Annotated in this window: 32 protein-coding genes and 1 pseudogene; 24 read left to right on the top strand and 9 right to left on the bottom strand. The window is 65.8% G+C overall.

Going from position 1 to position 24,785, the window contains the following annotated elements; genetic code table 11:
• The 4 genes and pseudogenes from A8G00_RS20435 to A8G00_RS20420 form a co-directional block, all read right to left on the bottom strand.
• Nucleotides 1-296 (bottom strand): annotated as a pseudogene (locus A8G00_RS20435) (cell envelope biogenesis protein TolA); the annotation flags it as partial.
• Nucleotides 297-314: 18 nt separating this feature from the next.
• Nucleotides 315-782, bottom strand: a complete 468-nt coding sequence (gene tolR, locus A8G00_RS20430) for a protein TolR (RefSeq protein WP_025549797.1) — start codon at nt 780-782, stop codon at nt 315-317.
• Nucleotides 783-804: 22 nt separating this feature from the next.
• Nucleotides 805-1,524, bottom strand: coding sequence for a protein TolQ (gene tolQ / locus A8G00_RS20425; protein ID WP_044660420.1), 720 nt, complete (start codon nt 1,522-1,524; stop codon nt 805-807).
• Nucleotides 1,521-1,991, bottom strand: a complete 471-nt coding sequence (locus tag A8G00_RS20420) for a YbgC/FadM family acyl-CoA thioesterase (RefSeq protein WP_044660419.1) — start codon at nt 1,989-1,991, stop codon at nt 1,521-1,523. The genes tolQ and A8G00_RS20420 overlap by 4 nt, the downstream gene beginning before the upstream one ends.
• 179 nt (nt 1,992-2,170) lie before the next feature.
• On the opposite strand from A8G00_RS20420, the gene A8G00_RS20415 reads away from it, so the two are divergent.
• Entirely contained in the window at nt 2,171-3,049 is an 879-nt protein-coding gene (locus tag A8G00_RS20415; RefSeq protein WP_048576935.1) for a 3-hydroxybutyryl-CoA dehydrogenase, read from the top strand.
• Between the two features lie 140 nt (nt 3,050-3,189).
• Here the strand turns inward: A8G00_RS20415 and pspF are convergent, their stop codons facing one another.
• Nucleotides 3,190-4,212, bottom strand: coding sequence for a phage shock protein operon transcriptional activator (gene pspF, locus A8G00_RS20410; RefSeq protein ID WP_048576936.1), 1,023 nt, complete (start codon nt 4,210-4,212; stop codon nt 3,190-3,192).
• Between the two features lie 175 nt (nt 4,213-4,387).
• Between pspF and A8G00_RS25335 the strand changes: the two genes are divergently transcribed.
• The 9 genes from A8G00_RS25335 (at nt 4,388) to A8G00_RS20365 (ending at nt 8,144) form a co-directional block, all read left to right on the top strand.
• A complete protein-coding gene (locus A8G00_RS25335; RefSeq protein ID WP_165363315.1) occupies nt 4,388-4,561 on the top strand; it encodes a hypothetical protein in 174 nt (57 codons plus the stop codon).
• A gap of 38 nt (nt 4,562-4,599) precedes the next feature.
• The gene (gene pspA / locus A8G00_RS20400; protein WP_025549793.1) at nt 4,600-5,268 is read left to right on the top strand and encodes a phage shock protein PspA; all 669 of its coding nucleotides are present in this window, start codon (nt 4,600-4,602) and stop codon (nt 5,266-5,268) included.
• Nucleotides 5,269-5,271: 3 nt separating this feature from the next.
• Complete coding sequence (gene pspB, locus A8G00_RS20395) at nt 5,272-5,568, top strand: envelope stress response membrane protein PspB (RefSeq protein WP_025549792.1); 297 nt, start codon at nt 5,272-5,274, stop codon at nt 5,566-5,568.
• A gap of 1 nt (nt 5,569) precedes the next feature.
• Complete coding sequence (pspC, locus tag A8G00_RS20390) at nt 5,570-5,950, top strand: envelope stress response membrane protein PspC (protein ID WP_025549791.1); 381 nt, start codon at nt 5,570-5,572, stop codon at nt 5,948-5,950.
• 146 nt (nt 5,951-6,096) lie between these two features.
• Nucleotides 6,097-6,402: a hypothetical protein gene (locus A8G00_RS20385; RefSeq protein WP_101756456.1), complete on the top strand. Its 306-nt coding sequence runs from the start codon at nt 6,097-6,099 to the stop codon at nt 6,400-6,402.
• 31 nt (nt 6,403-6,433) lie between these two features.
• Nucleotides 6,434-6,685, top strand: a complete 252-nt coding sequence (locus A8G00_RS20380) for a hypothetical protein (protein WP_025549790.1) — start codon at nt 6,434-6,436, stop codon at nt 6,683-6,685.
• A gap of 28 nt (nt 6,686-6,713) precedes the next feature.
• Entirely contained in the window at nt 6,714-6,947 is a 234-nt protein-coding gene (locus tag A8G00_RS20375; protein WP_103001539.1) for a hypothetical protein, read from the top strand.
• Nucleotides 6,948-7,151: 204 nt separating this feature from the next.
• Entirely contained in the window at nt 7,152-7,580 is a 429-nt protein-coding gene (locus A8G00_RS20370; protein ID WP_025549788.1) for a SufE family protein, read from the top strand.
• Nucleotides 7,581-7,649: 69 nt separating this feature from the next.
• On the top strand, nt 7,650-8,144 hold the full coding sequence (locus tag A8G00_RS20365) for a hypothetical protein (protein WP_025549787.1): 495 nt from the start codon (nt 7,650-7,652) through the stop codon (nt 8,142-8,144).
• A gap of 52 nt (nt 8,145-8,196) precedes the next feature.
• On the opposite strand, the gene ggt is transcribed toward A8G00_RS20365, so the two are convergent.
• Together ggt and A8G00_RS20355 are read right to left on the bottom strand one after the other, a co-directional pair.
• Complete coding sequence (gene ggt, locus A8G00_RS20360) at nt 8,197-9,897, bottom strand: gamma-glutamyltransferase (RefSeq protein ID WP_103001538.1); 1,701 nt, start codon at nt 9,895-9,897, stop codon at nt 8,197-8,199.
• A gap of 48 nt (nt 9,898-9,945) precedes the next feature.
• Nucleotides 9,946-10,983: a quinone-dependent dihydroorotate dehydrogenase gene (locus A8G00_RS20355; RefSeq protein WP_103001542.1), complete on the bottom strand. Its 1,038-nt coding sequence runs from the start codon at nt 10,981-10,983 to the stop codon at nt 9,946-9,948.
• Between the two features lie 464 nt (nt 10,984-11,447).
• On the opposite strand from A8G00_RS20355, the gene A8G00_RS20350 reads away from it, so the two are divergent.
• The 12 genes from A8G00_RS20350 to A8G00_RS25330 all read left to right on the top strand — a co-directional run bounded on the left by A8G00_RS20350 (nt 11,448) and on the right by A8G00_RS25330 (nt 20,084).
• A complete protein-coding gene (locus A8G00_RS20350; RefSeq protein ID WP_103001541.1) occupies nt 11,448-12,278 on the top strand; it encodes an AraC family transcriptional regulator in 831 nt (276 codons plus the stop codon).
• A 106-nt stretch (nt 12,279-12,384) separates the two neighbouring features.
• Nucleotides 12,385-12,882: an Rrf2 family transcriptional regulator gene (locus A8G00_RS20345; RefSeq protein ID WP_025549783.1), complete on the top strand. Its 498-nt coding sequence runs from the start codon at nt 12,385-12,387 to the stop codon at nt 12,880-12,882.
• Nucleotides 12,879-14,363: a Fe-S cluster assembly protein SufB gene (gene sufB / locus A8G00_RS20340; protein WP_103001537.1), complete on the top strand. Its 1,485-nt coding sequence runs from the start codon at nt 12,879-12,881 to the stop codon at nt 14,361-14,363. The genes A8G00_RS20345 and sufB overlap by 4 nt, the downstream gene beginning before the upstream one ends.
• 98 nt (nt 14,364-14,461) lie before the next feature.
• The gene (locus tag A8G00_RS20335; protein ID WP_301182318.1) at nt 14,462-14,857 is read left to right on the top strand and encodes an endonuclease domain-containing protein; all 396 of its coding nucleotides are present in this window, start codon (nt 14,462-14,464) and stop codon (nt 14,855-14,857) included.
• Nucleotides 14,854-15,309 carry a hypothetical protein gene (locus A8G00_RS20330; protein WP_103001535.1) on the top strand — a complete coding sequence of 152 codons (456 nt, stop codon included), beginning with the start codon at nt 14,854-14,856 and terminating at the stop codon, nt 15,307-15,309. Before A8G00_RS20335 ends, A8G00_RS20330 begins: the two co-directional genes overlap by 4 nt.
• A gap of 3 nt (nt 15,310-15,312) precedes the next feature.
• Complete coding sequence (gene sufC, locus A8G00_RS20325) at nt 15,313-16,059, top strand: Fe-S cluster assembly ATPase SufC (RefSeq protein WP_044660410.1); 747 nt, start codon at nt 15,313-15,315, stop codon at nt 16,057-16,059.
• A 145-nt stretch (nt 16,060-16,204) separates the two neighbouring features.
• Nucleotides 16,205-16,957, top strand: coding sequence for a SufD family Fe-S cluster assembly protein (locus A8G00_RS20320; protein ID WP_099185404.1), 753 nt, complete (start codon nt 16,205-16,207; stop codon nt 16,955-16,957).
• Nucleotides 16,954-18,174: a cysteine desulfurase gene (locus A8G00_RS20315; RefSeq protein ID WP_099185403.1), complete on the top strand. Its 1,221-nt coding sequence runs from the start codon at nt 16,954-16,956 to the stop codon at nt 18,172-18,174. The genes A8G00_RS20320 and A8G00_RS20315 overlap by 4 nt, the downstream gene beginning before the upstream one ends.
• A complete protein-coding gene (locus A8G00_RS20310; RefSeq protein ID WP_044660407.1) occupies nt 18,171-18,620 on the top strand; it encodes an SUF system Fe-S cluster assembly protein in 450 nt (149 codons plus the stop codon). The genes A8G00_RS20315 and A8G00_RS20310 overlap by 4 nt, the downstream gene beginning before the upstream one ends.
• 44 nt (nt 18,621-18,664) lie before the next feature.
• Nucleotides 18,665-19,027, top strand: a complete 363-nt coding sequence (locus A8G00_RS20305; RefSeq protein WP_044660406.1) for an iron-sulfur cluster assembly accessory protein — start codon at nt 18,665-18,667, stop codon at nt 19,025-19,027.
• A 14-nt stretch (nt 19,028-19,041) separates the two neighbouring features.
• The gene (locus A8G00_RS20300) at nt 19,042-19,839 is read left to right on the top strand and encodes an NAD(P)-dependent oxidoreductase (protein ID WP_099185402.1); all 798 of its coding nucleotides are present in this window, start codon (nt 19,042-19,044) and stop codon (nt 19,837-19,839) included.
• 89 nt (nt 19,840-19,928) lie between these two features.
• Entirely contained in the window at nt 19,929-20,084 is a 156-nt protein-coding gene (locus A8G00_RS25330) for a hypothetical protein (protein ID WP_173664347.1), read from the top strand.
• Here A8G00_RS25330 and A8G00_RS20295 read toward each other — a convergent pair.
• The gene (locus A8G00_RS20295) at nt 20,081-20,971 is read right to left on the bottom strand and encodes a DMT family transporter (protein ID WP_099185401.1); all 891 of its coding nucleotides are present in this window, start codon (nt 20,969-20,971) and stop codon (nt 20,081-20,083) included. The two genes, A8G00_RS25330 and A8G00_RS20295, sit on opposite strands and share 4 nt — an antisense overlap.
• Entirely contained in the window at nt 20,968-21,984 is a 1,017-nt protein-coding gene (locus A8G00_RS20290; protein WP_099185400.1) for a low specificity L-threonine aldolase, read from the bottom strand. Before A8G00_RS20290 ends, A8G00_RS20295 begins: the two co-directional genes overlap by 4 nt.
• Before the next feature lie 152 nt (nt 21,985-22,136).
• On the opposite strand from A8G00_RS20290, the gene A8G00_RS20285 reads away from it, so the two are divergent.
• Complete coding sequence (locus tag A8G00_RS20285; RefSeq protein WP_099185399.1) at nt 22,137-23,228, top strand: branched-chain amino acid aminotransferase; 1,092 nt, start codon at nt 22,137-22,139, stop codon at nt 23,226-23,228.
• 179 nt (nt 23,229-23,407) lie between these two features.
• A complete protein-coding gene (locus A8G00_RS20280) occupies nt 23,408-24,616 on the top strand; it encodes a UbiH/UbiF/VisC/COQ6 family ubiquinone biosynthesis hydroxylase (protein ID WP_103001534.1) in 1,209 nt (402 codons plus the stop codon).
• Nucleotides 24,617-24,785: the final 169 nt, after the last annotated feature.

Here is a 24,785-nt window from a genome sequence, read left to right as displayed (position 1 = left end):
CGGGGTGCCGGTGCCGCCGGGGTCGGTTCGGGCTGCGGCGCCGGCTCGGGTTCCGGCGCAGGCGCGGCATCCTCGGTCGGGCCCTGCTCCGGTGCAACGCTGGGCGGGGGCGGCTGGGTCGACACCTGCGGCGCCGTCGACTTCAGCGCCACCTCATCCACCAGGCTGACGTCCATCGGCGGCGAATTGAGCTTCAGGGGGTTGGGAGTGGCCAGAAAGCCGGACGACAGCAGGCCGAACAGCAGGACATGTCCCGCCGTCGCCACGCCAAGGCCGATTTTCTCCGCGCGATCCATCGCCACGACCTATGGCCCCTATTCTGAACCGCTGCTGACAGCGGAACCGCCTTCGGAACCGGTGCTGACCAGCGCGACCTTGTTGAGTCCCGCCCGGTTCAGCTCGCCCATGACCAGCATCACCCGGCCATAGTCCAGCCCCTTGTCGGCGCGCAGGAAGATCTGCGGCGGTTCGGCCTTGCCAGCGTTGGCGGACATGATCTCGGCCAGGCGGCCGGGCAGTTCGGCGTCGCTGATCTGCGCGTCGTCGATGAAGACGCCGCCGTCGCGGTCGATCGACACCACGGTCGGCTTCTGGTCCTGGTCCAGCCCCTTGGCGCGGGTTTCGGGCAGGTTCACCGGCACGCCCGTGACCAGCAGAGGCGCCGTCACCATGAAGATGATCAGCAGCACCAGCATGACGTCGACCAGCGGCGTGACGTTGATGTCCGCCATCGGCGCGCGGTGACGACCGCGCCGGCCGGAGGGAGGTCCGGACATGGCCATCAGCGCGCTCCTCTTTCACCCGTCACCGCTGCGCCTCCAGCTCGCGGCTCAGCGTCGAATAGAAGCCGTCGGCAAAGCGCGTCAGCCCCGATTCCATCCGGTTGATGCCATGGCTGAAGCGGTTGTAGGCGATCACCGCCGGGATCGCCGCGAACAGGCCGATGGCGGTGGCGAACAGCGCCTCCGCAATGCCCGGCGCCACGACCGCCAGGCTGCTGTTCTGCTCCGCCGCGATGCTGGTGAAGGCCCGCATGATGCCCCATACCGTGCCGAACAGCCCGACGAAGGGCGCGACCGACCCGATGGTGGCCAGGATGTTCAGCCGGTCCGACAGGCGGTCGACCTCCGCCGCGATGGTGCTGGACATGGCGGTCGACAGCCGGTCGCGGGTGCCCTCCCGGTCGATCACCTTCTGCGCGGTGGAGCGGCGCCATTCGGTGACGCCGGCGGCCATCACCCTGGCGGCGGGGAATTCCGCCTTGCCGCGGGCTTCGTAGAAGCGGTCTATATCCTCCGCCTTCCAGAAATCCTGCTCGAACGCCCGGCTCTGCCGGCTCGCCTTGCGCAGGGTGAAGCTGAAGCCGATGATCATCGCCCAGGTCCAGATGCTGGCCAGCAGCAGGCCCAGCATCACCACCTTCACGACGATGTCGGCCTGAAGGAACAGGGCCAGCGGCGAAATGGTGGCGGCTTGCGCGGCATTGCCGACCGCAAGGCCAACGTCGGGCATCGAAAGGCTCATGGGTTGATGTCTTCCCCTCTCATCAAACGGCTGAAAATGTCGGTCCAGGGCTTGGGTTGCCGGCGCGGGCGGCCCTGGGGCGTCAGGAAGGCGACGGAAACATCGCCTTGCGTCAGTATTTCCCCATCGCGCATGACCGTCTGATGAATGGAACATGAAGCGGCGCCGACTTTGGTGACGCGGCTCACGACCATCAGGTCATCGTCCAGCCTGGCGGGGCGGCGGTAATGGAGCTGAAGGTCGGTGACGGCATAGACGCCCTCTCCCCCCTCCAGATTGCCGCGCTGGTCGATCCCGGCGATGCGCAGCATGTCCGACCGCGCCCGCTCCATATAGCGCAGATAATTGGCGTGATAGACGAGGCCGGACAGATCGGTGTCCTCGAAATAGACGCGCAGCGGGAAGTGATGCACGGCGGCAATGAACCTTCCGGTCGCCGGCGCGGGCAGCAGGTCTGAAACGGACATGCCGGGGCTTTTAACCATCAAGCAGGCGCGGCGCAAAGCGGGAAATCACAGAAAGATCAGCGCTCCGCCGACCGTCAGGGGCTTTCCGTCCGCTTTCGCCCGTGCGGAAGCTCTGGCGGCCCGCCTGCCATGGCGCTACGGGGACGGCGAACAGGATTCAGTGCAGGAGGGTTTCGGCAATGACGGATATTCGGACCGTGGGCGTGATCGGCGCGGGCCAGATGGGCGCGGGCATCGCGCAGGTGGCGGCGCAGGCGGGCTATGAGGTGATCCTGTCCGACATCGACCTGCCCCGCGCGCAGAAGGGCCGCGACGGCATCATCCGTCAACTCGCAAAGGCTGTGGAAAAAGGCAAGCTGGCGCAGGCCGACGCCGACGCAGCCATCGCCCGGATCACGCCGGTGGGCGAAGTCGCGCCGCTGGCCGCCTGCCAGTTGGTGATCGAAGCCGCGACCGAGCGGGAAGAGATCAAGCGTTCGATCTTCGCCAATGTCGGCGCCCTGCTGGCCGGCGATGCGATCCTCGCCTCCAACACCTCCTCCATCCCGATCACCCGGCTGGCGCAGGCGGCGCCCGACGCGGGGCGCTTCGTGGGGGTGCATTTCTTCAACCCGGTGCCGGTCATGGCGCTGGTAGAGGTCATTCGCGGCCTCGCCACCAGCGCGGAGACGGTGAGCGCGGTGGAGGGCTTCGCCGCCAGCCTGGGCAAGCAGGTCGTCCATGCCTTCGACGCGCCGGGCTTCGTGGTGAACCGCATCCTGCTGCCGATGCTCAACGAGGCGGTGTTCGCGCTGGGCGAGGGCGTGGGCAGCGTGGTCGACATCGACAAGGGCGCGATGCTGGGCCTCAACCATCCCATGGGCCCGTTGACGCTGGCGGATTTCATCGGCCTGGATACCTGCCTGGAAATCTGCAAGGTGCTGCAGAACACGACCGGCGATCCCAAATATCGCCCCGCGCCGCTGCTGGTGAAATATGTCGAGGCGGGCTGGCTCGGGCGGAAGACCGGCAAGGGCTTTTACGATTATTCGGGCGCGGAGCCGGTGCCGACGCGTTAAGAGGACAATAGTCCCCCTCCCGTAGACGGGAGGGGTTAGGGGTGGGCGCGAGCGGAGCGAGCTTCTGTCCTCAGTTGCAAATTGCCGCTGGCGCGGCATGCCCACCCCCACCTCCAGCCCGTCCCGCTTGCGGGAGGTGGCTACCCCGCGCTCAACCCATGTTTCTTCATGCAATGGCGAAGCTGGTCATAGGTCAGCCCCAATCCCTTCGCCGTCGCGCGCTGGTTGTAGCGGTAGCGCTCCAGCGCCGCCCGCACGATGGCGGCCTCATGCGCATCGACGGCGGATTTGAGGTCGGTGATCGCGTCATGGCCGTTCGCGACCGGAGCTGGTGAACCCATGGGCGCGGCTTCCACCGCCGCTTGCGCCGCCATCAGCGGCTTGGGCTTCCACGGCGAAGCGAAGGGATCGAACACGATCGCCGCGACCGGCCGCCCGGGCTCATTCCAGCGATAGACCGCCCGTTCCACCACATTGCGCAGCTCGCGCACATTGCCGGGCCAGTCATGCGCCTCCAGCTCGGCCATGCAGGCGGCGGAAAAGCCCGGCCATTGCGGCCAGCCGATCTCCGCCGCCATGCGCCGCCCGAAATGATCGGCCAGCACCGCGACATCCCCCTCCCGCGCCCGCAGCGGCGGCAAGGTGATCACCTCGAAGCTCAGCCGGTCCAGCAGGTCGGGCCGGAACCGCCCTGCATCGGCGGCGGCGGGCAAATCCTCATTGGTCGCCGCGACGATCCGCACGTCGACGGTCATGGGCTTCGACGCCCCGATCCGCGTCACCTCGCCATATTCGATCACCCGCAGCAGCCGCTCCTGCGCCGCCATGGACAGCGTGCCCAGCTCGTCCAGAAACAGCGTGCCGCCATCGGCTTCCTCGAACCGCCCCGCCCGCGCCCGCGCCGCGCCGGTGAAGGCGCCCTGTTCATGGCCGAACAGTTCCGCCTCGATCAGCGTTTCGGGCAGGGCCGCGCAGTTCATGACGATCAGCGGTTCGTCCCAGCGCGGCGAGAGGTGGTGAAGGCGCTCGGCGATCAGTTCCTTGCCGGTCCCGCGTTCGCCGATGACCAGGACCGGCCGGTTGAGTTCTGCCGCCCGCCCGGCCTGCTCGACCGCATCCAGAAAGGCCAGCGACTGGCCGACGAACTGGGTATTTTTCTCCATCCCCAACTTATGGTGAAATTTCCCATCTTTCGGCAAGCCCAATATTCGGACAATCGTAAAAAACCGCGAAATTCCGCCATTTCCGCAAATTGGCACGGCTTCTGCAAAGTCGGAAAGCGAAGCCGCTGACGCATCAAGCGGCACATCGATGAAGGCCAAGGTTCAGGAGTTTATCATGGAAAAGCAAAGCAACAGCGTTCGCGAAATCGGCCAGTTCCTGTCCGTCGCCATCGCCTCCGTCCTGTTCGGATCGACCCTGATCCTTTCGGCGGTCGGCCCGGCCCGCGCCAGCGAAATCCCGATGCTCGCGAACAAGGAATGCCCCGCAGCCTTGCACTATCTGGCGTAAGGCCTGCCTAACAAGTTCGTACCAGGAGTGAAGTTCAAATGGGTATTTTCTCCCGCACCCGCGACATCATCGCCGCCAATGTCACCGACCTGCTCGACCGGGCGGAAGACCCGGCGAAGATGATCCGCATGATCATCCTCGAAATGGAGGAGACGCTGGTCGAGGTGCGCGCCTCTGCTGCCCGCACCATCGCCGACCAGAAGGAAATGCGGCGCCACATCGCCAAGCTTCAGGGCCTGCAGGACAGCTGGACGGAAAAGGCCCAGCTCGCGCTCAGCAAGGACCGCGAAGACCTTGCCAAGGCCGCGCTGGTGGAAAAGCAGAAGGCAGCCGACATGGCGGAGCAGCTTTCCCATGAGATCGGGGTGCTGGACGAAGCGCTGCGCGCCTCCGAAGAGGACATCGCAAAGCTCCAGGCCAAGCTGCGCGAGGCGCGCGCCCGCCAGAACAGTCTTGTGACCCGCATGGAAAGCGCCCAGAATCGCCTGCGCGTCCGCGAAGCCTATGCCGGCGAGAAGGTGAACGACGCCTTCGCCCGCTTCGACATGCTGGAACGGCGGGTCGACATGGCCGAAGGCCGCGCGGACGCCATGGGCCTTGGCGCCCAGCCCAAGACGCTGGAGGAAGAGATTGCCGAGCTGAAGGCCAGCGACAAGGTCGATGCCGAACTGGCCGCGCTCAAGGCGTCCATGAACAAGGGAGAGTGACGCATGGAGGACGTGTTCCTGCCCATCATGATCTGCGGCATGCTGTTCATCGGCATGCCCTGGCTGATCTTCCACTATGTCACCAAGTGGAAGCAGGCGCCCAAGATCACCGATGAGGACGAGAAGCTGCTGGACGAGCTTCACCTGCTCGCCCGGCGGCTGGAGGAGCGGCTGCAGACGGTCGAACGGATCGTCGCCGCCGACAACCCCGATTTCCGCCCCGCCCGTCCGTCGCAGGACGATGGCTATGAGTTCGACCGCCCATATCCCGAACGCCAAAATCCCGACAGGAGGAATTGAGATGGCTGCCCGTCGCACCAAATTCTATCTCGACAAGCAGAACGGCAAATGGATGGGCGTCTGCGCCGGCATTGCCGACTATACGGGGATCGACGTGCTGTGGGTCCGGGTCGGCGCCGTGCTGGTGACGCTGATGGGGGCCTTTCCCTGGACGCTGATCGCCTATTTCGTCGTCGCCTATTTTGCCGAGAACAAGCCGCTGGGCCTCTATGCCGACCGCGACGACCAGAAATTCTGGCAGGGCGTGCGCACCAATCCGGCGCGCTCCACTCGCGACGTGCGGTCCAAGTTTCGCGACATCGACCGGCGCCTGGCCGACATCGAAACCTACTATACCAGCCGCAACACCCGGCTGGCGGATGAGATCGACAGCCTGCGCTGACGGAATCGCATCGCCTACGCCGTTTATCGAACGGGCTTGGGAGCCTGTCGAAAAGCCGGCCAATTTGTCTGAGAAATCCAACATCTGATGGGCCGCGCCCATGGGGAGCGGAATGAGGGAGGTTTGCCATGTCGGAACAATTCGCGATGTTCGCGCAACTCGCGCCGCTGATCGCGATCTGTACCGGGATCGGTGTGGGCGGATGGATCTTCACCACCTGGCTGCGGATCAAGCATGGTTATCCGTTGGATGGGGCCTGGGGCCAGGCCGTCTATCCCCGGGCGGGCAATGAGGCGATGGAACGGATCAGCCTGCTGACCCAGGAAAACGCCCAGCTTCGTGCCGAACTCGGATCGATGAAGGACAGGCTGGCCGTGGTCGAGCGCATCGTCACCGATGAAAGTCACGCATTGAACAGGGAAATCGAGCGCCTGCGCGGCCCCGCCAACTGAAGGGCCCCACGCTCAGCAAGGGAAAAAAGTCATGAATCCGTTCGAAATGGTCGTCGCCATCGTCGCCATAGCGGCAATCGCCAGCGTCGTTCGCGCCAAATATGGCATCGTCCGCCGCCACAAGGGTGAGGAACTGGTCCAGCGCGGACCCGATCCTGAAGCCGAACGGCTCCGTGCGGAGGTGAAGGCGCTGAAGGACCGGGTCGCCGTGCTGGAACGGCTGGCCACGGACAGCAGCACCGCGCTGGACCGCGAATTCGACAAGCTCCGGGATCGCGACTGACGCGGCCCACCATCACAGGGAGGACGATATGCAGGACCCCCTCATCACTTTGACATTGGCGGTCGCGGGTCTGACCGGACTCGCCATCGTCGCCGCCACCGCCCTGCGGGGATGGAATGGCTGGCTGGACCTGAAGCGCGCGGAACTCACCCGCGGAACGGACGAGGCAGCACCACCCTCCACCGCGACGCGGATCGAGGTGGCCGACCTCAAGGAACGCATCCGCAAGCTGGAAGCGATCGCCGCGGGCGTGGACCTCTGAAAATCCGATGCTCCCCCTCCCGCCAAGGGGGGGTGGGCAGGGGGCGGGGGCAGGGGGCGGGCGTGATGGCGGCGCAGTCGCTTCCATCCTTGCCGGACAGGTCGACCGGCTTGCTCCGTCTGTCCCTCCAACCTGCCTCAAGGGGGACGGAGCAGCAGCTGAAACCGCCTTCCCCCGCCCGATTTTACCCCTATATGGGCGGCCATGACCCAATTGCCCGTCCTCGCCGATCTGGTCGAAGAATATGAATTTCTCGATGCCGACGACCGCTATCGCCTGCTGATCGATCTGGGCAAGGCGCTGGAGCCGATGCCCGACGCGCTCAAGACCGACGCCACGCTGGTCCGGGGCTGCTCGGCGGCGGTCTGGGTCTATCCGACCGTGATCGACGCCGGTTCTGCCGGCGGGGGACGGCTCCACTTCCTGGCGGACAGCAATGCGGCGATCACCAAGGGGATCATCGCGCTCGTCCTCCTCACCGTGCAGGACCAGCCGCCCGCGGCCATCGCCGCCACGGACATCGAAGGCGCGCTGGCGCCGTTCGACCTGCGCAACCAGTTGAGCTCCAATCGGACGCAGGGCATTCCCAACATGATCGCGCTGATACGGGAAACCGCAGCCCGCTATAGCTGAGCGGAGGGAAACCCCGCAGGGGCCATGCGTTCTCCTTCCGACATCGAAACGGACAGAAGGAGAAACGCGATGCGATCAATAGCGGTGCTTGCCGCCCTGGGGCTGATCGCGGCCTGCTCATCCTCCGAGGACAAGGGACCGACGCAGCGCGACCAGATCGGGCAGGTCTGGAAATATGAGGGCGGCGAGGGCGGAAAGCCCAAGGTCGCCTATATCGGCAGCGCCAATGCGGTCCAGACCATGACCGCGGCCGACACCTTCGGCGTGCTGCTGGTCCAGCCCATGCAGGAGGGCGGGGCGGATGTGACGGTCAAGCTGGTCGGCGCGCCCTTCACCTGCGACCTGTCGGACTGCAAGGTCACGGCGGTCACGGAAGACGGCAAGACCCATGAATGGAAGGGCCGGATGACCGAGAACAAGGACGGTATCGAAGTCCTGCCCGCCGCCGGGGCCTATGACGCGATCAAGGACAGCCGGACGATCAAGGTGAACCTGGTGGTCGGGCCGAAGGACAAGGTCTTCCCCTTCCAGTTCAACGTCGCCGGCCTGGATTTGAAGGGGTAGCCTGCCCGGAGCACCATGCTCCCGCGCGCGAACAGGGTGCGCCGAAAGGGCGTCACTCCTGCAACGACACGCCCGGGCTGCGCGGATCGGCGCCGCCGACCCAATGGCCGTCCGCCGTCCGCTCCGCCGCATTGGCCTTCAGGCCGAAGCGGCTGACCGATACCTTGTGCCCCAGCTTCTCCAACGGCGCCTTCATGCCCTCCAGCGACGTGCCCTGTTCCACGACCAGACCGTCCCGGTCGAAGAACAGGAATCCCAGGGCAATCGAATCCTGCGCCGACATCCCCCAGTCGAAATGCGCGATCAGCGCCTTGGCGACCTGCATGATGATGGTCCTGCCGCCCGCCGCCCCGATGGTGAAGACCGGGGTTCCCGCCGCATCATAGACGATGGTGGGCGACATGGACGACAGCGGCCGCTTGCCCGGCTCGACCCGGTTGGCGACCGGCGCGCCGTCCTTTTCGGGGGTGAAGCTGAAATCGGTCAGTTCATTGTTCAGGATCACGCCATTGGCGACGAGCTGGCTGCCGAAGAAGCTCTCTATGGTGGAGGTCCAGGCGGCAATATCGCCATTGCGGTCCACCGCGACGAAATGGCTGGTGCCCGATTCCGGCTGGGGCCGGGCGGCGGTGCGCTTCTCCGCGCCCGGCGGCGTGCCGGGGCGATAGTCGTTCAGCGCCCTGCCCATGCCGATCAGCGCCGAACGCTGCTTCAGATAGCCGGGATCGATCAGCCCCGCGATGGGCACGGACACGAATTCCGGGTCGCCCAGCCAGGTGTCCCGGTCGGCATAGGCGAGCCGCATCGCCTCCCCGATGACATGCCAGGACCGGGGATCGTCCTTGCCCCATTGCGCCAGCGGGAATCGCTCCACCATGCCCAGCACCTGCAGGACGGTGATGCCGCCCGCCGAGGCGGGCCCCATGCCGCAGACCGTATAGGTGCGATAGGGGCCGCAGACGGGCTTGCGCGGCTCCGCCCGATAGGCGGCGAGGTCGGCCTCCGTCATCGGCACCGGGTTTTTCGGCGCGTTGGTGACGGTTTCGGCCATCATCCGGGCATTGTCGCCCCGATAGAAGGCATCCGGTCCCTCCGCCGCGATCCGCCTGAACAGCGCGGCAAGCGGCGGATTCTTGAGGATCGTGCCCATCGGCGCCGGCTTGCCGTCGATCCAGAAATATTTCTGGATTTCCGGAAAATCGGCCCAGACTGGGGCAACCGCTTTCATCGCCGTGTCGAGCCGCTGGCGCACCTCGAATCCCTGTTCGGCAAAGCGGATGGCGGGCTGGAACAGCTCGGCCCAGGGCAGCTTGCCCCATTTGCGATGCGCGTCCCAGGCAAGGCGGACATTGCCGGGCACGCCGACGGAATAGCCGCCCGGCCAGGCTTCGCGGAAGGAGAGGGGCTGGCCGTCCGCCCCCATGAAACGGTCGGGCCGCGCCGCCGCGGGAGCCGTCTCCCGCCCGTCGATCGATTCCAGCACGCCGGTCCGCCCATCATGATGCATCAGGAATCCGCCGCCGCCGATGCCGCTATTATGCGGCTCCACGACGTTCAGCGTCAGCATCATGGCGATGGCGGCGTCGGTGGCGCTGCCGCCCTTGCGCAATATGTCCTGCCCCGCCTCCGCCGCCCGGGGATCGGCGGCGGACACGGTGGCGTTGACCGCGACCGGCTCCCGCGCGGCGAGCGGAGAGGGGGAAAGGGCATGAAGGGTGAAGGCAGCCAGCAGGCCGGAAAGGCGAAAAGTCATGTCCGGCACCCTAGTCGCTGCGTTGCGGTTCGCAACCCATAGGACGGATCAGGCGTCGATACCCACTATCTCGCTGATATTCCCCACGCCGTCGCGCGCCATTAGCGCCTTGATCCCGGCATTGATCCGCCGGGCGAGATAAGGCCCCTCATAGACCAGCGCGCTGTAGAGCTGGATCAGGCTGGCCCCCGCCCGGATGCGGGCATAGGCCTGGTCCGCCGTGGCGATCCCGCCCACGCCGATCAGCGGCAGCTGCGTGCCCAGCGCCCGGCGGAAGTCGCGCAGCCTTTGCAGCGCCAGATCGTGCAGCGGCGCGCCGGACAGGCCGCCAGCCTCCCCCGCCAGCGGAGACTGCAGCGACGGCCGGGAAATGGTGGTGTTGGACACGATCAGCGCGTCGATCCGGTGGTCGATGCAGGCGGCGGCAATATCCTCCACATCGGCGGGCTCCAGGTCCGGGGCCACCTTCAGGAAGACCGGCGTCCGATTCGCCCCCCGCGCCGCCATGACCGCGCCCAGCAACTGGTCCAGCGCCGCCCGGTCCTGAAGCCCGCGCAATCCCGGCGTGTTGGGGGAGGAGATATTGACCGTCAGATAATCGGCCAGCGGGGCCATGCAGGTGACGCCGGTGGCATAGTCCGCGATCCGGTCGGCCGCATCCTTGTTGGCGCCGATGTTGATGCCGATGACGGGGCCGCCCGGCCGCCTGCGCTTGGCGATCCGTTCCGCCGCCGCCGCCTGGCCGCCATTGTTGAAGCCCATGCGGTTGATCACCGCCCGATCCTCCGCCAGGCGGAACAGCCGGGGCAGGGGATTGCCCTGCTGGGGCAGGGGGGTCAGCGTCCCCAACTCGGCAAAGCCGAAGCCCAGCCCGTGCATCTTGTGCGCGATCAGTCCTTCCTTGTCATAACCCGCCGCCAGGCCCACCGGATTGGGAAAGGCGATGCCCGCCACGGTCTGCGCCAGCATCGAATCGGGTTCCAGCGCAGGCGGCACCGGCATCAGGCGCAGCATCTTGATGGACAGATGATGGGCGCGCTCGGCGTCCAGAGCGAAAAACAGGGGGCGGATCAGGCGGTACGACATGGCCGCGCTATGCCAGCGCGGACGGCCGGCGTCGAGTCGCTGTTGCAACGCGGCAACAGTAAGGAAGGAACGGCATTTCTTAACAAGATTCCGTGGATTCGTCCCGTTTTGGTCCGGCCGATGTCCGATCCATCCAATAAAATTTCCCCGATTCGGACGTAAGAGAGTCCTGCGACCCGAAGGCTCTAGGCCATATGGCTGACGAGACCTTTTCCTGACCCGGCGGTGAAAACCGCCGGGTCGTTTTTACGGGCACCCCCGTTCATCGTCTCCGGACAAGACGGAAAGTGGCATCCCGTCAAGCATAGCCCTTGCACCTTCACCCCGATGGCGCATATTGCGTGCTGGGGTGAAATATGCGGTCGCATAAAGGCGGGGCGCCCGGGGGGGCGTCGAATATCACGGCAAGAGATGGTCATGCGCCGCTGTCCTATACCGTCGACGCGGCACAGGGACCGGTGCGGTTGCGCTATTTCGCGCCGCCCGAACAACTCAACGCCTATTTCGGTTCGCTTTATATCTTTACCGAAACGGCCGAACATTATTCGGATGTGACACGCGCCGACGTACCGCAACTTCGCTTCATGCTGGACAATAGCGGCAATTATCATTTCCACGACGGAACGATATTGCCGACGCCCGAAGTCTGCCTTTTGGGTCCGACCATGGGCGCGACCCGCTTCGAACTGACGGGGCCGGGCCGGGTGGTCGGCATTTCGCTGCTGCCGGCGGGATGGATCGCCCTGCATGGGGGGGATGCCAGCACGCTCACGGATCGCGTGCAGGAAATGGCGCATCTTGGCGGCTACCGCGATTTGCTCGACCGGCTCCGCGCCACCGACGATGCGGAGGGGATGGCGGCGCTTTGCTGGTCCTTCCTGTCGGAAAGGCTGGTCCCGCTGCCGGAAGCGACATGGCGTCTGCTGGAGGCGGTGGACGGCTGGCTGATGGGCGAAGGCTCCCCGCGGATCGAGACGCTGGCCGACATCACCGGCCTCTCGCCGCGCCAGCTCGCCCGGCTCACCAACAAATATTATGGCTGCCCGCCCAAGCTGCTGGCGCGCAAATATCGGGCGCTTCGATGCAGCGCGCGAATCGCGCTGGATCATGAAAGCTGGCAGGCGCTGTGCGACGACGGGCGTTTCTACGACCAGTCGCATTTCATTCGGGAGATCAAGCATTTCATCGGCCTGACCCCGCATCAGTTGCAGACCGAACCCAGCGCCGTGGCGCAACTCACCCTGCTGCGCCGCTCGCTGGGTGGAGACGTGGCCGTGATCAACCGTTTCAGCTAAGCCTTCGTCCCAAGCAAAAATGCCTTGATTCCGGGCGCGGGCGGGACCACATGCGCAATCGGATTGATTCGATCCGATTTGAGAATGGTTCGCAAGACGCAGGGTCATGAGGCTTTCGAGTTTCGCAGATTATGCCGTGGTGCTGATGTCCGCCGCCGCCCGCCATTGCGGGGCGGGCGCTGGGCTTGACCCTGCGACCAACAAATATGTGAAGATGAACGCGACCACGCTCTCCGCCGAAACCGGCATTCCCCTGCCCACCGCGCAGAAGCTGGTGAGCCGCCTGTCGGCCGCCGGACTGCTCGAATCGAGCCGGGGGACCGGCGGCGGCGTGCGCCTCAGCCGCCCGCCTGCCGCGATCACCCTGGCCGATGTGGTGGAGGCGGTGGAAGGCCCCATCGCCATGACCGCCTGCACCGAAATGGGCGCGCATGACTGCTCGCTGGAGCAGGACTGCCGCGTCCGTCCGCACATGAATGTGGCGAACAATGCGATCCGGTCGGCGCTCGCCGCCGTCACCATCGCCAGCCTCGCCAGAGAAGTCACCCCGCCTCCGTTCGTTTCGGGCGAAGTCGAGAAACGAGTTGCAGAGCAGACGCTATGACCGAAGAAGCCACCACCGTTCGCAACCTCGAAGCGCAGGAGGCCGCCGATCGCGCTTCCACCTACGAACATGGCTGGTCCTCCGCCATCGAGCAGGACTTCGCGCCCAAGGGGCTGAACGAGGACACGGTCCGCTTCATCTCCGCCAAGAAGCAGGAGCCCGAATGGCTGCTGGAATGGCGGCTGAAGGCGTTCGCCATGTGGCGGCAGATGGAAGCGCCGGACTGGGCCAAGCTCAACATCCCGCCGATCGACTATCAGGACGCCTATTATTACGCCGAGCCGAAGAAGAAGGCGGAACTGGAGTCGCTGGACGAACTCGATCCGGAAATTCGCGCCACCTATGAGAAGCTGGGCATTCCCATTGCCGAGCAGGAAGTGCTGGCGGGGGTGAAGAACAGCCGCAAGGTCGCCGTCGACGCGGTGTTCGACAGCGTCTCGGTCGCCACCACCTTCCGCAAGGAGCTGGAGGAAGCGGGCGTCATCTTCCGCTCGATCAGCGAGGCGGTGCGCGAATATCCGGACCTTGTGAAGAAGTGGCTGGGCAAGGTCGTGCCGATGCACGACAATTATTTCGCGACGCTCAACTGCGCGGTCTTCTCCGACGGCACCTTCGTCTACATCCCCAAGGGCGTGCGCTGCCCGATGGAGCTTTCCACCTATTTCCGCATCAACGCGGAGAATACGGGCCAGTTCGAACGCACGCTGATCGTCGCGGACGAGGGGAGCTATGTCAGCTATCTCGAAGGCTGCACCGCGCCGATGCGCGACGAGAATCAGCTTCATGCGGCGGTCGTGGAACTGGTCGCGCTGGACGATGCGGAGATCAAATATTCAACCGTCCAGAACTGGTACCCCGGCGACGAGAACGGCAGGGGCGGCATCTATAATTTCGTGACCAAGCGGGCGCTCTGCCAGGGCCGCAACAGCAAGGTGAGCTGGACGCAGGTGGAAACCGGCTCCGCGATCACCTGGAAATATCCAAGCTGCGTACTGAATGGCGAGAACAGCGTTGGCGAATTCTACTCGGTGGCGCTGACCAACAATCTGCAACAGGCCGACACCGGCACCAAGATGATCCACAATGGCAAGGGGTCGCGTTCGACCATCGTGTCCAAGGGGATCAGCGCCGGGCGGTCCAACAACACCTATCGCGGGCTGGTGCGCGTGGCGCCGGGCGCGGAGGGCGTGCGCAACTTCACCCAATGCGACAGCCTGCTGCTGGGCGACCAGTGCGGCGCGCATACCGTGCCCTATATCGAGGTGCGCAACCCCTCGGCGCAGATCGAGCATGAGGCGACCACCAGCAAGATCAGCGACGACCAGTTGTTCTACGCGATGCAGCGCGGGCTGGATCAGGAAGCGGCGGTCAGCCTGATCGTCAACGGCTTCGCGCGCGAGGTGCTGCAACAGCTCCCCATGGAGTTCGCCGTCGAGGCGCAGAAGCTGCTGGGCATTTCGCTGGAGGGGTCGGTCGGTTGAGGGAGTTGACGCCTCTCGATCAGGCAAGCCGTCTAAACTCCCCTCCCCTTCAGGGGAGGGGCCGGGGGTGGGGGCTATCGGCTGGGCGCCTCGCTCATCTGGATGGTTTTGCTCGCGAAATGCGCCGCGAACCGACCGAACCGGAAAAGCGCCTCTGGGCAAAACTCTCCCGCTCGCAACCTAGCGGCTACAAATTCCGCCGCCAGTCCGTGATCGGTCCCTTCATCGTCGACTTCCTCTGCCCGCAAAAAGCGCTGATCGTCGAAGTCGATGGCGATACGCATAGGGCAGAAGAGGACAAGGCGCGCGATACGACGCTGAACGCATTGGGCTACCGCATCATCCGTATCGCCAACCATGACGTGATGCAGAATATCGAAGGGGTTTGTGCCGCGATCTTCGGCGCGCTCCAACAGGCGCCGGATCGTTGGGCCAGCCCCCACCCCAACCCCTCCCCTGAAGGAGAGGGGCTTTTAGAGGACCAGGACTCTTGAGCGACGAAGACGATATTCAGGACGCCCTCGCGGATTTCGCGGAGGATGTCGGCAACGGTCAGGCTTGGACCGCCGCGATCCGCATCCTGACCGAAGATTATGAGCTGGAGGAAGGCGAGCTTCAGGCCCGCGCCGCCAAGGATTTTGGCGACCTCGACGCCTATCAGGCCGAATGCCGCGCCGCGCTGGAAAAGGGCGATCTCGCCTTCACCGAGAAGCTCAAGTCCGACAAGGCCTTCCACAAGGCCAAGGCCCCCAATCTCGCCCGCATGGGTCCGGTGACGGAGTTCGTGACCGGCGTGCTGGAAAAGGGCGCGCCCGAACCCGGCGCCGACTGGTGGCCCTATATGCCCATCAAGCGGCATATCGACACACTGTTCCCCGCGCCGGGCGATGTGCGGGACATGGCCTTCTGGACAGCGCGGACGCTCCAGCGCGCGCATAAGGGATAAAAGATGCTGACGATCGACAATCTCACCAACGAAATCGACGGCAAGGCGATCCTGAAAGGCCTTTCGCTCTCCATCAAGGCGGGCGAGATCCACGCGATCATGGGACCGAACGGCGCGGGCAAGTCGACGCTGGCCTATACGCTGGGCGGCCGCCCCCATTATGAGGTCACCGGCGGCACCGCGACCTTCGAGGGCGCGGACCTGTTCGAGATGGAACCGCATGAGCGCGCCGCCGCTGGCCTGTTCCTCGGTTTCCAATATCCGGTCGAGATTCCGGGCGTCTCCAACCTGCAATTCCTGCGCGAGAGCCTCAATTCGCAGCGCAAGGCGCGGGGCGAGGAACCGCTGTCGGGCGGCGAGTTCATCAAGCTCGCCAAGGAAAAGGCGGCTCTGCTGGGCCTCGACATGGAGATGCTGAAGCGCCCGGTGAATGTCGGCTTTTCGGGCGGCGAGAAGAAGCGGGCCGAAATGGTGCAGATGGGCATTCTCGACCCCAGGCTGGCGATACTGGACGAGACCGACTCCGGCCTCGACATCGACGCGCTCAAGATCGTGGGCGCGGGCATCAACGCCATCATGCGCAGGCCCGACAAGGCGGTGCTGCTCATCACCCATTATCAGCGCCTGCTCGACTATGTGAAGCCGGACTTCGTGCATGTGCTGGCAGCGGGACGGATCGTGAAATCGGGCGGTCCCGAACTGGCGCTGGAACTGGAGCGCGAAGGCTATGCCGAGGTGGTTGCGGCATGATGCTTCCCCGTTCCGTTCGCCCTGAGCCTGTCGACCCGGAGGGCGGCAATAGCCAACGGCCTTATTTTTCCTCGAAGAAAGGACTGGGCTTCGACATTCGAGCGAGACAAGTGGCTCGCTCGGACAGCCCGAACGGGTCTATCGAATGAACGCGCTCACCCTTCCCACGCGCAAGGCCGAGGAATGGCGCTACAGCGACCTCGACGCGCTGGCCGCCATCTGGCCGACCCCGGCGCCGACGCGGATCGATGTCGCCGCCGGGGAAAGCGCGCGCCACCATCTGTTGCAGGACGCAGCCGACGGCGCGGCCGCAGTGCATGATTATGTCATCGACATCGCGGACGGCGCGCGCTGCGATTTCCATGTCCTCAATATCGGTGGGAAACTGGGCCGCGTGACCTTCGCCGTCACCTTGGGCAAGGGCAGCCATTTCGAACTGAACGGCGCGATCATCGGCGGCGGCGACCAGGTGCTGGAGATCGTCACCGCCGTCACCCATGCGGAGCCGGACTCGACCAGCGGCCAGACCATCCGCTCCATCCTGGGCCAACGCGCCACCGGCAGCTATCTGGGCAGCATCAACGTCGCTCGCGACGCGCAGCGCACCGACGCCTTCCAGTCGGTCAAGGCCATGCTGCTGGACCGCACCGCCACGGCCAATGCCAAGCCGGAGCTGGAAATCTACGCCGACGATGTGAAATGCGCCCATGGCGCGACCGTAGGCGAACTGGACAGGCAGGCGCTGTTCTACATGGCCAGCCGCGGCATGGACCCGGCGACGGCCAAGACGCTGCTGCTGAAGGCCTTCGTCGCGGGCGTGTTCGACGATGTGGCGGATGAAGCGGTCAAGGACAGCCTTGAGGCCGCCGCGCTCGCCAAGCTGGAGGCACTGGTATGAGCGACCTCGCCCAGGCGCTGCGATTGCGCGACGACTTCCCCGGTCTTTTGAATAGTGCGGGGGGCAACTGGCATTATCTCGACAGCGCCGCCACCGCGCAGAAGCCCCATGCGGTGATCGACGCTATCGCCCGCGCCTATGGGCCGGATTACGCCACCGTCCATCGCGGCGTCTATGAGCGTTCCGCCAATATGACGCTCGCCTATGAAGCGGCGCGGCGGAAGGTCGCCAGCTTCATCGGCGCGCAGTCGGACAGCGAGATCGTCTATGTCCGCGGCGCGACCGAGGGCATCAACCTCGTCGCGCAAAGCTGGGCGGGGACGCAGCTCAAGACCGGCGACCGCATCCTGCTCTCGATGCTGGAACATCACAGCAATATCGTCCCCTGGCAGATCGTGGCCGAGAAAGTCGGCGCACAGATCGACGTGGTGCCGTTGACGGCCGACGGCAGGATCGATCTCGACGCCATGGCCGCGATGATCGTCCCGGCGCACAGGATGGTTGCGCTGGCCCATGTGTCGAATGTGCTGGGCAGCGTGCTCGACGTCCGCCGCGCCGCCGACATCGCGCACAGCGTCGGCGCGAAAATCCTGATCGACGGCTGTCAGGCCGTGCCGCGCCTCGCCGTCGACGTGCAGGCGCTGGACTGCGACTTCTACGTCTTTTCCGCGCACAAGCTTTACGGCCCGACCGGCATCGGCGCGCTCTGGGGCCGCAAGGAACTGCTGGACGCCATGCCGCCCTATCAGGGGGGCGGGTCGATGATCGACAAGGTGACGTTCGAAAAAACCACCTATGCCCCCGCGCCGACGCGGTTCGAAGCGGGCACGCCGCATATCACGGGCGTCGTCGGCCTGTCGGCGGCGATCGACTATGTGCAGGCCATCGGGCTCGACGCGATCCACGCCCATGAATGCGCTTTGGTCGGCAAAGCGCGGGCCGCGCTGGAAAGCCTCAACAGCGTCCGCGTCTTCGGGCCGCAGGACAGCGCGGGAATCCTCTCTTTCGAGGTCGAGGGGGTTCATCCGCACGATGTCGGCACCATATTGGACGAAACGGGCGTGGCCATCAGGGCGGGGCATCATTGTGCGCAGCCGCTGATGCGCCATCTGGGCGTCGAGGCGACCGCGCGGGCCAGCTTCGGCATCTATAGCGACGAGGGCGACGTGGACGCGCTGGTCAAAGGGATTGAACGAGTGAGGAAGATCTTCGGATGACCGAGGAACGCAAGATTTTGGTGGAAGAGGTCGCGGCGGTGGAGACCCCGCCAAAGGCGCGCGTGGAAGAACCGCGCCAGCGCGACTATCTGGACGGTTTCCTGAGCGCCAAGCCGACGGAAACGCCGAAGGGTGAGCCGGGCGGCAGCCTCTATGACGCGATCATCGACGCGCTCAAGGAAATCTACGACCCGGAAATTCCGGTCAATATCTATGATCTGGGCCTCGTCTATGGCGTGGACGTGACCGAGGACGGCCATGCCGTCGTCACCATGACGCTGACCACGCCGCACTGCCCGGTGGCCGAATCCATGCCCGGCGAAGTCGAACTGCGCGTCGGCGCGGTGCCCGGCGTGGGCGACGCGCAGGTGAACCTCGTCTGGGACCCGCCATGGGACCCGCAGAAAATGTCGGACGAGGCTAAGCTCGAACTGGGGATGTTGTAACACTCTCCCCTCCCGCAGGCGGGAGGAGGGAAGAAGGAACAGAAATGACCGAAACGACGACCAAGACCCGAGCCCGCCCCGCCGCCGTCATCCTGACGCCGAGCGCGGAGCAGCGCATCGCCGACCTGATGAGCCAGGCTCCCGAAGGCACGATCGGCGTCAAGCTTTCGACCCCGCGCCGTGGCTGTTCGGGCCTTGCCTATTCGGTCGACTATGTGAGCGAGGAAGCGAAGTTCGACGAGAAGATCGAGACCCCCGGCGGCGCCTTCTACATCGACGGCGCGTCGGTGCTCTATCTGGTCGGGTCGACGATGGACTGGGTGGAGGACGACTTCACCGCCGGTTTCGTCTTCAACAATCCCAATGCCAAGGGCAGTTGCGGCTGCGGCGAGAGCTTCACGGTCTGAGGGAATAGTGTTTCATGCCCCATATGCTCATTCTGGGGCAGGGCTACACCGCTTCCCGCCTGGCTGTCCGCCTTCGTGAAGAAGGCTGGCACGTCACCGGCGTCCGTCGCACCGCCGATGCCGAAGCGCTCGCCTTCGATGATGAAGACGCCGTCCGCGCCGCCATCGCGCAGGCCAGCCATATCCTCTCGTCCGTTCCGCCGGAGGGAGATGCCGACCCCGTCCTCAGCCGCTATGGCGCGGCCATCGCCGCCGCGCCCGCGATCTGGACAGGCTATCTCTCCTCCACCGGAGTCTATGGCGATGCGGCGGGCGCATGGGTCGATGAAGCCACCCCTCTCCGTCAGGGTCGCCGTGCCGCACGGGCGCAGGCCGACGCCGACTGGGGGGCGCTTCGCCCCGATGTGCGGCGTTTCCGCCTGCCCGGTATCTACGGCCCCGGCCGCTCGGTGCTGGATCGCGTGCGGGAAGGGCGGGCGCATCGCATCGATCTGCCCGATCAGGTGTTCAGCCGGGCCCATGTCGACGATATCGGCGCGGGTATCGTCGCGTCGATTCATCGGGGACCGCCAGGCATCTACAATCTTTCGGACGACTTGCCCTGCGCGCAGAACCGCCTGATCGAAGCGGCCTGCGCCCTGCTTGGCCAACCGCTGCCGCCGCTATTGACGCTGGAGGAAGCCCAGCTCACCCCCATGGCCCGGTCCTTCTACGCCGAAAACCGTCGGATCGCGAACGGGCGGGCCAAGCGGTTGCTGGGCTGGTCGCCCCGCTATCCAACCTATCGCCAAGGGTTGCGCGCCTGCCTGTGACTCGCTCCGCCGCAAAGCCCGGTCATCGCTAACGCCTTCTTAACCATCCCTGCCCGATGGCTGTCCTTCAGCTTTCGGGGACTAAAGAGATGGACCGCTTCGATCACGCCTTCACCGCCCTTGGCCAGCGCATCAACAGCCTGTCCCTGCCCGAACGCGCCGCATCCGCGCCTGTCCCGCTCGCCAGCCTGATCGACCGGGTGAACGCGGCGAAGCGGCTATACCAACCGGGCGTCCGCCGTTAAGCCTGCTTGGTCCGCAGCGCCACGACCATCCCGATTATCGCCAGCAGCGCGCCCGCACCCGCCAACGCCGTCCAGCGATAGCCCTCCACCAGCGTGGAGATCAGCATCGCGATCACCGGGATCAGCACGCTGGTATAGGCGGCGCGCCCCGCGCCCATGCTCTGGATCAGCCGGAAATAAAGCGGAAAGGTCACCACCGATCCGGCCAGCCCCAGCCAGGCGATTCCCGCCAGATAGCTCCACCGCGCCTCGATCACCGGCGGCCCGGTCGTAATCCAGGCGAACAGCGCATCCACCCCCGCGCCGATCAGCATCGCCCAGGCCAGCACCGCCACCATCGGCAGCCGCCGGGCGATCTCCATCCCCTGCATGACATTGGCGGCGGACGCGCTCAGAAGCCCCGCAACGGAGAAAGCGGCTCCCAGAATCACCATGTCCGGCCGCACGCTCGCGGCGCGATATTCATGTGCCAGCATCAGCGCGATCCCCGCCACCGCCACCACCGATCCGGCGATGAAAGCCCGGCTCACCGGCTGGCGGAAGAAGAGGAAGGCAAGGATGCTGTTGGGGATCAGCAGCATCGCATAGACCACCGCCACCACGCCCGATGTCAGAAAATGCTCGGCGCGATAGACGAAGTTGAAGTTCATCACGAACTGCGCCACGCCCAGCAGGCCCGCAAAGACCAGCCCCCTGCCGCCGATGCTGAGCGGCACGCCGCGCAGCCGGGCGAAGATCGCCATCGCCACCCCGGCCAGCAGGAAGCGGTAGCAGACCGACCAGCTTGGCGGCACGCTGCCCAACTGGTCGCGGATGACGATCCAGGTCGAACTCCAGATCAGCGTGACGAGGATGAAGGGCAGGACGACGCCCTTGCCTTGCCTCATCCCTTCAACGCCCTCAGCGCATCGGCCAGAGGCTGCACGCTGGCGGCATCCTGCGACCAGTTGGTGACGAGCCGCGCCGCATCCGCGCCCCAATCGTAGAAATCGAAGCCCTGCGCCCGCAACTGCGCCCTTTCCGCTTCGGTGAGCCGCACGAACAGCTCATTGGCCTCGACCGGATGCATCAGCCGACCCGCCGCGCCCTCCGCCAGCGCCCGGGCCGCCGCATTGGCCGCCCGCGCATTGCGCAGCCAGAGGTCGCCCTCGACCATCGCCAGCGCCTGCGCCGCGAGATAGCGCCCCTTGGAGAAGAGATGCCCCGCCCGCTTGCGCCAACGCGCCGCTTCGGCCGCCCGCGCCTCCGCCCGGTCCCCGAAAAAGACCAGAGCCTCCCCGATCATCCCGCCATTTTTGACGCAGCCGAAGGAGAGTATGTCGACGCCCGCCCGCCAGGTCACATCGCCCGGATGGCAGCCCAGATGCGCCACCGCATTGGCGAAGCGCGCCCCGTCCATGTGGAAACCCAGCCCATATTCCCGCGCCAGAGCACCCAGCGCCGCCACCTCCTCGGGGCTGTAGGCCACCCCATATTCGGTCGCCTGGGTGATGCTGATCGCCCGCGCCGGCACCTGATGCACATCGGGGCGGATTGCCTTCAGCCGGTCGGTCACGGCATCGGGCGACAGTTTCGCGCCCGCGCCGGGCAGCGCCATCAGGCTCGCCCCATGGGTGTAGAAGCCGGGCGCGCCGCATTCGTCGACGACGATATGCGCCTCCTCATGGCAGATCACGCCGCCATAGGGCGGGCAGAGGCAGGCCAGCGCGATGCTGTTCGCCGCCGTGCCCGTCGCGATCCACAGCGCCACCGCCTGCGTCCCGAACAGGTCGGAAAAGGCGCCGTTCAGCCGGGCGCTCCAGCCATCGCCGTCATAGCCATGGTCGGCATAGTCGGCGGCCGCGATGGCCGCCATCACCTCCGGACAGACCGGCGTCGCATTGTCGGAAAAAAAGTGCATGGCGCAGCGATAGCCCCGCCGCGCTCCAGCGCCAAGATGCCACCCCCATCGGATCGGCTATGGGCGGCTACATGGGTCAGCAATATTGACCGTTTGTTTCGCGCCGCCATCTGTGACATAGGCGGCGCGTCCAACCCAAAGGAGTTTTCGTCATGGACGTCCAGCAGACATCGCGCTTCACCGTCACCCGCAGCAGCAAGGCTGTGTCGGCTGACCAGCGCGCGGTATTGCTGGCGGACCCCGGCTTCGGAAAGCTCTTCACCGACCATATGGTGACGATTCGCTATACGGAAGGGCAGGGCTGGCACAGCCACGCCATCGGCCCGCGCGAACCCTTCCAGCTCGATCCTGCCTGCGCGGTGCTGCATTATGCGCAGGAAATCTTCGAAGGGATGAAGGCCTATCGCCTGGAAGACGGCAGCATCGCCATGTTCCGGCCGGAGGAAAATGCCCGCCGTTTCGCTGAGTCGGCCGAGCGCATGGCCATGCCCGTCCTGCCCGAAGACCTCTTCCTGGAGGCGGTCGAGGAACTGGTGAAGATCGACGCCGACTGGATTCCGGGCGGGGAGGGCAGCCTGTACCTGCGCCCCTTCATGTTCGCGAGCGAGACCTTCCTGGGCGTGCGCCCGGCGAACGAATATATTTTCTGCGTCATCGCCTCGCCCGCCGGCGCCTATTTCAAGGGCGGGAAGAAGGCGGTCACGCTCTGGGTGTCGGAACATTTCACCCGCGCGGCGCGCGGCGGCACTGGCGCTGCGAAATGCGGCGGCAATTACGCCGCCTCGCTGGTGGCGCAGAAGGAAGCGATCCAGCATGGCTGCGACCAGGTCGTCTTCCTCGACGCCGCCGAGAACAAGTGGGTCGAGGAACTGGGCGGCATGAACGTCTTCTTCGTGATGGACGACGGGTCCATCGTCACCCCGCCGCTGTCCGGCACGATCCTGCCGGGCATCACCCGCAACAGCATCCTCTCGCTCGCCCGCGCCAAGGGGCATGAAGTGCGCGAGGAACCCTACAGCTTCGCCCAGTGGCGCGCCGACGCCGCCAGCGGCAAGCTGCGGGAGGCCTTCGCCTGCGGCACGGCGGCGGTCGTGACGGCCATCGGCACGGTCAAGAGCGTCGATGGCGACTTTACCATCGGCAATGGCGACGGCGGCATCGTGACCGAAGCGCTGCGCGCCGACCTCACCGGCATCCAGCGCGGCACGGTGGCCGATCCGGCCAACTGGGTGCGGAAGCTGTAACGGATCAACATACCCCTCCTCCGTTCGGGCTGAGCCTGTCGAAGCCCTTCACTTTTTCAAAGAAAGTGGAGTCGTTGGCTATCGCCGCCCTTCGGGTCGACAAGCTCAGGGCGAACGGAGGAGAGGGGAGGCGCTCTGACGCCCTTCCCAATCCCCTCATGAGCGCCTAGAACCCCCTCATGCAACGCTTCGACGTCGTCATTCTGGGCGGTGGCCTTGTCGGCCTGACCCTTGGCATCGCGCTTTCCGGCCATGGCGTGCGCTGCGCCGTGATCGATCCCGCCAATCCGGTGGACACCACCGCCGCCGGTTTCGACGGGCGGGTTTCGGCCATCAGTTCCACCAGTTTCGCCATGCTGTCGGCCATAGGCGTGGCCGATCATCTGGACGGCAAGGGTTGCCCCATCGACCGCATCTGGGTCAGCGACGGGCTGGAGCCGGGCGCGCTCGACTTCGCGCCGGACGCGGATGACGGCGTGATGGGGATCATGTTCCCCAATCGCGACCTGCGCGTCGCTCTGGCGCAGACGGCGGAAAAGGCGGACAATCTCACCCGCTTCCAGCCCGACCGGGCGCTGCATGTCGACCGCAATGCCGATGGCGTGACGCTGACCCTGGACAGCGGCGAAACCCTCCACGGCGCGCTGCTGGTCGCGGCGGAGGGCCGCAACAGCCCGACCCGGGAGGCGGCGGGCATCCGCACCACGCGCTGGAACTACAAGCATGTCGCGATGGTGACGGCCATCGACCATGCCGTGCCGCACGCCAACACGGCCTATGAGATATTCTATCCCGGCGGCCCCTTCGCGCTGCTGCCGATGCTGCCGGGCACCCGCTCCGCCATCGTCTGGACCGTGCCGACCGAGCAGGCTCCCGCCATGCTCAAGCTGTCCGAACGGGCCTGGCTGGCGGAGGCGCAGAAGCGCATGGGCGGCTTCCTGGGCGAGATCGCGCTGGCCGGACCCCGCTCCAGCTATCCGCTTGGGTTCCACCATGCGGCGCGGATCACCGACACGCGGCTCGCGCTGGTGGGCGACAGCGCCCATGCGATCCACCCGATTGCGGGGCAGGGCCTGAACCTCGGCTTCCGTGATGTCGCCGCGCTGGTGGAGGTGCTGGTGGAGGGCATGCGGCTCGGCCTCGATCCGGGCGACGCGCAATTGCTCGCCCGCTATCAGCGCTGGCGGGGCCTGGACGCGATGATGACCAGCGTGGCGATGGACGGGCTTGTCCGGCTGTTCGACGTGCCGGGGCGCATTCCCTCGCTGGTCCGCCGCGCCGGGCTGGCGGCGGTGCAGCGCACGTCGCTGCTCAAGAACCGTTTCATGGCGGAGGCGCGGGGACAATCCGGCGCGCTGCCGCGCCTGCTGACGGGCGAGATGGTGTAGCTATGAGGCTGTTTCTGGGCAATCCAAGACATTCCCCTCCCGCAGGCGGGAGGGGTTAGGGGTGGGCGCGAGCGTAGCGAGCTTCTGACTTAGCCGTTGCAAAACAGCGCTGATGTCGCGCCAGCCCACCCCCTAGCCCCCTCCCGCCTGCGGGAGGGGGAATGTCCGC

It is taken from the genome of Sphingobium sp. SA916, from assembly GCF_002894065.1.
Lineage (GTDB): Bacteria > Pseudomonadota > Alphaproteobacteria > Sphingomonadales > Sphingomonadaceae > Sphingobium > Sphingobium fuliginis.
The sequence above is the reverse complement of the archived record's forward strand: the minus strand, read 5'-3'. Positions and strand labels throughout refer to the sequence as shown.

Coding starts and splice junctions, on each gene's coding strand:
- tolR (WP_025549797.1), bottom strand. CDS start 782: ATGGCCATGTCCGGACCTCCCTCCGGCCGGCGCGGTCGTCACCGCGCG.
- tolQ (WP_044660420.1), bottom strand. CDS start 1,524: ATGAGCCTTTCGATGCCCGACGTTGGCCTTGCGGTCGGCAATGCCGCG.
- A8G00_RS20420 (WP_044660419.1), bottom strand. CDS start 1,991: ATGTCCGTTTCAGACCTGCTGCCCGCGCCGGCGACCGGAAGGTTCATT.
- A8G00_RS20415 (WP_048576935.1), top strand. CDS start 2,171: ATGACGGATATTCGGACCGTGGGCGTGATCGGCGCGGGCCAGATGGGC.
- pspF (WP_048576936.1), bottom strand. CDS start 4,212: ATGGAGAAAAATACCCAGTTCGTCGGCCAGTCGCTGGCCTTTCTGGAT.
- A8G00_RS25335 (WP_165363315.1), top strand. CDS start 4,388: ATGGAAAAGCAAAGCAACAGCGTTCGCGAAATCGGCCAGTTCCTGTCC.
- pspA (WP_025549793.1), top strand. CDS start 4,600: ATGGGTATTTTCTCCCGCACCCGCGACATCATCGCCGCCAATGTCACC.
- pspB (WP_025549792.1), top strand. CDS start 5,272: ATGGAGGACGTGTTCCTGCCCATCATGATCTGCGGCATGCTGTTCATC.
- pspC (WP_025549791.1), top strand. CDS start 5,570: ATGGCTGCCCGTCGCACCAAATTCTATCTCGACAAGCAGAACGGCAAA.
- A8G00_RS20385 (WP_101756456.1), top strand. CDS start 6,097: ATGTTCGCGCAACTCGCGCCGCTGATCGCGATCTGTACCGGGATCGGT.
- A8G00_RS20380 (WP_025549790.1), top strand. CDS start 6,434: ATGAATCCGTTCGAAATGGTCGTCGCCATCGTCGCCATAGCGGCAATC.
- A8G00_RS20375 (WP_103001539.1), top strand. CDS start 6,714: ATGCAGGACCCCCTCATCACTTTGACATTGGCGGTCGCGGGTCTGACC.
- A8G00_RS20370 (WP_025549788.1), top strand. CDS start 7,152: ATGACCCAATTGCCCGTCCTCGCCGATCTGGTCGAAGAATATGAATTT.
- A8G00_RS20365 (WP_025549787.1), top strand. CDS start 7,650: ATGCGATCAATAGCGGTGCTTGCCGCCCTGGGGCTGATCGCGGCCTGC.
- ggt (WP_103001538.1), bottom strand. CDS start 9,897: ATGACTTTTCGCCTTTCCGGCCTGCTGGCTGCCTTCACCCTTCATGCC.
- A8G00_RS20355 (WP_103001542.1), bottom strand. CDS start 10,983: ATGTCGTACCGCCTGATCCGCCCCCTGTTTTTCGCTCTGGACGCCGAG.
- A8G00_RS20345 (WP_025549783.1), top strand. CDS start 12,385: ATGAGGCTTTCGAGTTTCGCAGATTATGCCGTGGTGCTGATGTCCGCC.
- sufB (WP_103001537.1), top strand. CDS start 12,879: ATGACCGAAGAAGCCACCACCGTTCGCAACCTCGAAGCGCAGGAGGCC.
- sufC (WP_044660410.1), top strand. CDS start 15,313: ATGCTGACGATCGACAATCTCACCAACGAAATCGACGGCAAGGCGATC.
- A8G00_RS20320 (WP_099185404.1), top strand. CDS start 16,205: ATGAACGCGCTCACCCTTCCCACGCGCAAGGCCGAGGAATGGCGCTAC.
- A8G00_RS20315 (WP_099185403.1), top strand. CDS start 16,954: ATGAGCGACCTCGCCCAGGCGCTGCGATTGCGCGACGACTTCCCCGGT.
- A8G00_RS20310 (WP_044660407.1), top strand. CDS start 18,171: ATGACCGAGGAACGCAAGATTTTGGTGGAAGAGGTCGCGGCGGTGGAG.
- A8G00_RS20305 (WP_044660406.1), top strand. CDS start 18,665: ATGACCGAAACGACGACCAAGACCCGAGCCCGCCCCGCCGCCGTCATC.
- A8G00_RS20300 (WP_099185402.1), top strand. CDS start 19,042: ATGCCCCATATGCTCATTCTGGGGCAGGGCTACACCGCTTCCCGCCTG.
- A8G00_RS25330 (WP_173664347.1), top strand. CDS start 19,929: ATGGACCGCTTCGATCACGCCTTCACCGCCCTTGGCCAGCGCATCAAC.
- A8G00_RS20295 (WP_099185401.1), bottom strand. CDS start 20,971: ATGAGGCAAGGCAAGGGCGTCGTCCTGCCCTTCATCCTCGTCACGCTG.
- A8G00_RS20290 (WP_099185400.1), bottom strand. CDS start 21,984: ATGCACTTTTTTTCCGACAATGCGACGCCGGTCTGTCCGGAGGTGATG.
- A8G00_RS20285 (WP_099185399.1), top strand. CDS start 22,137: ATGGACGTCCAGCAGACATCGCGCTTCACCGTCACCCGCAGCAGCAAG.
- A8G00_RS20280 (WP_103001534.1), top strand. CDS start 23,408: ATGCAACGCTTCGACGTCGTCATTCTGGGCGGTGGCCTTGTCGGCCTG.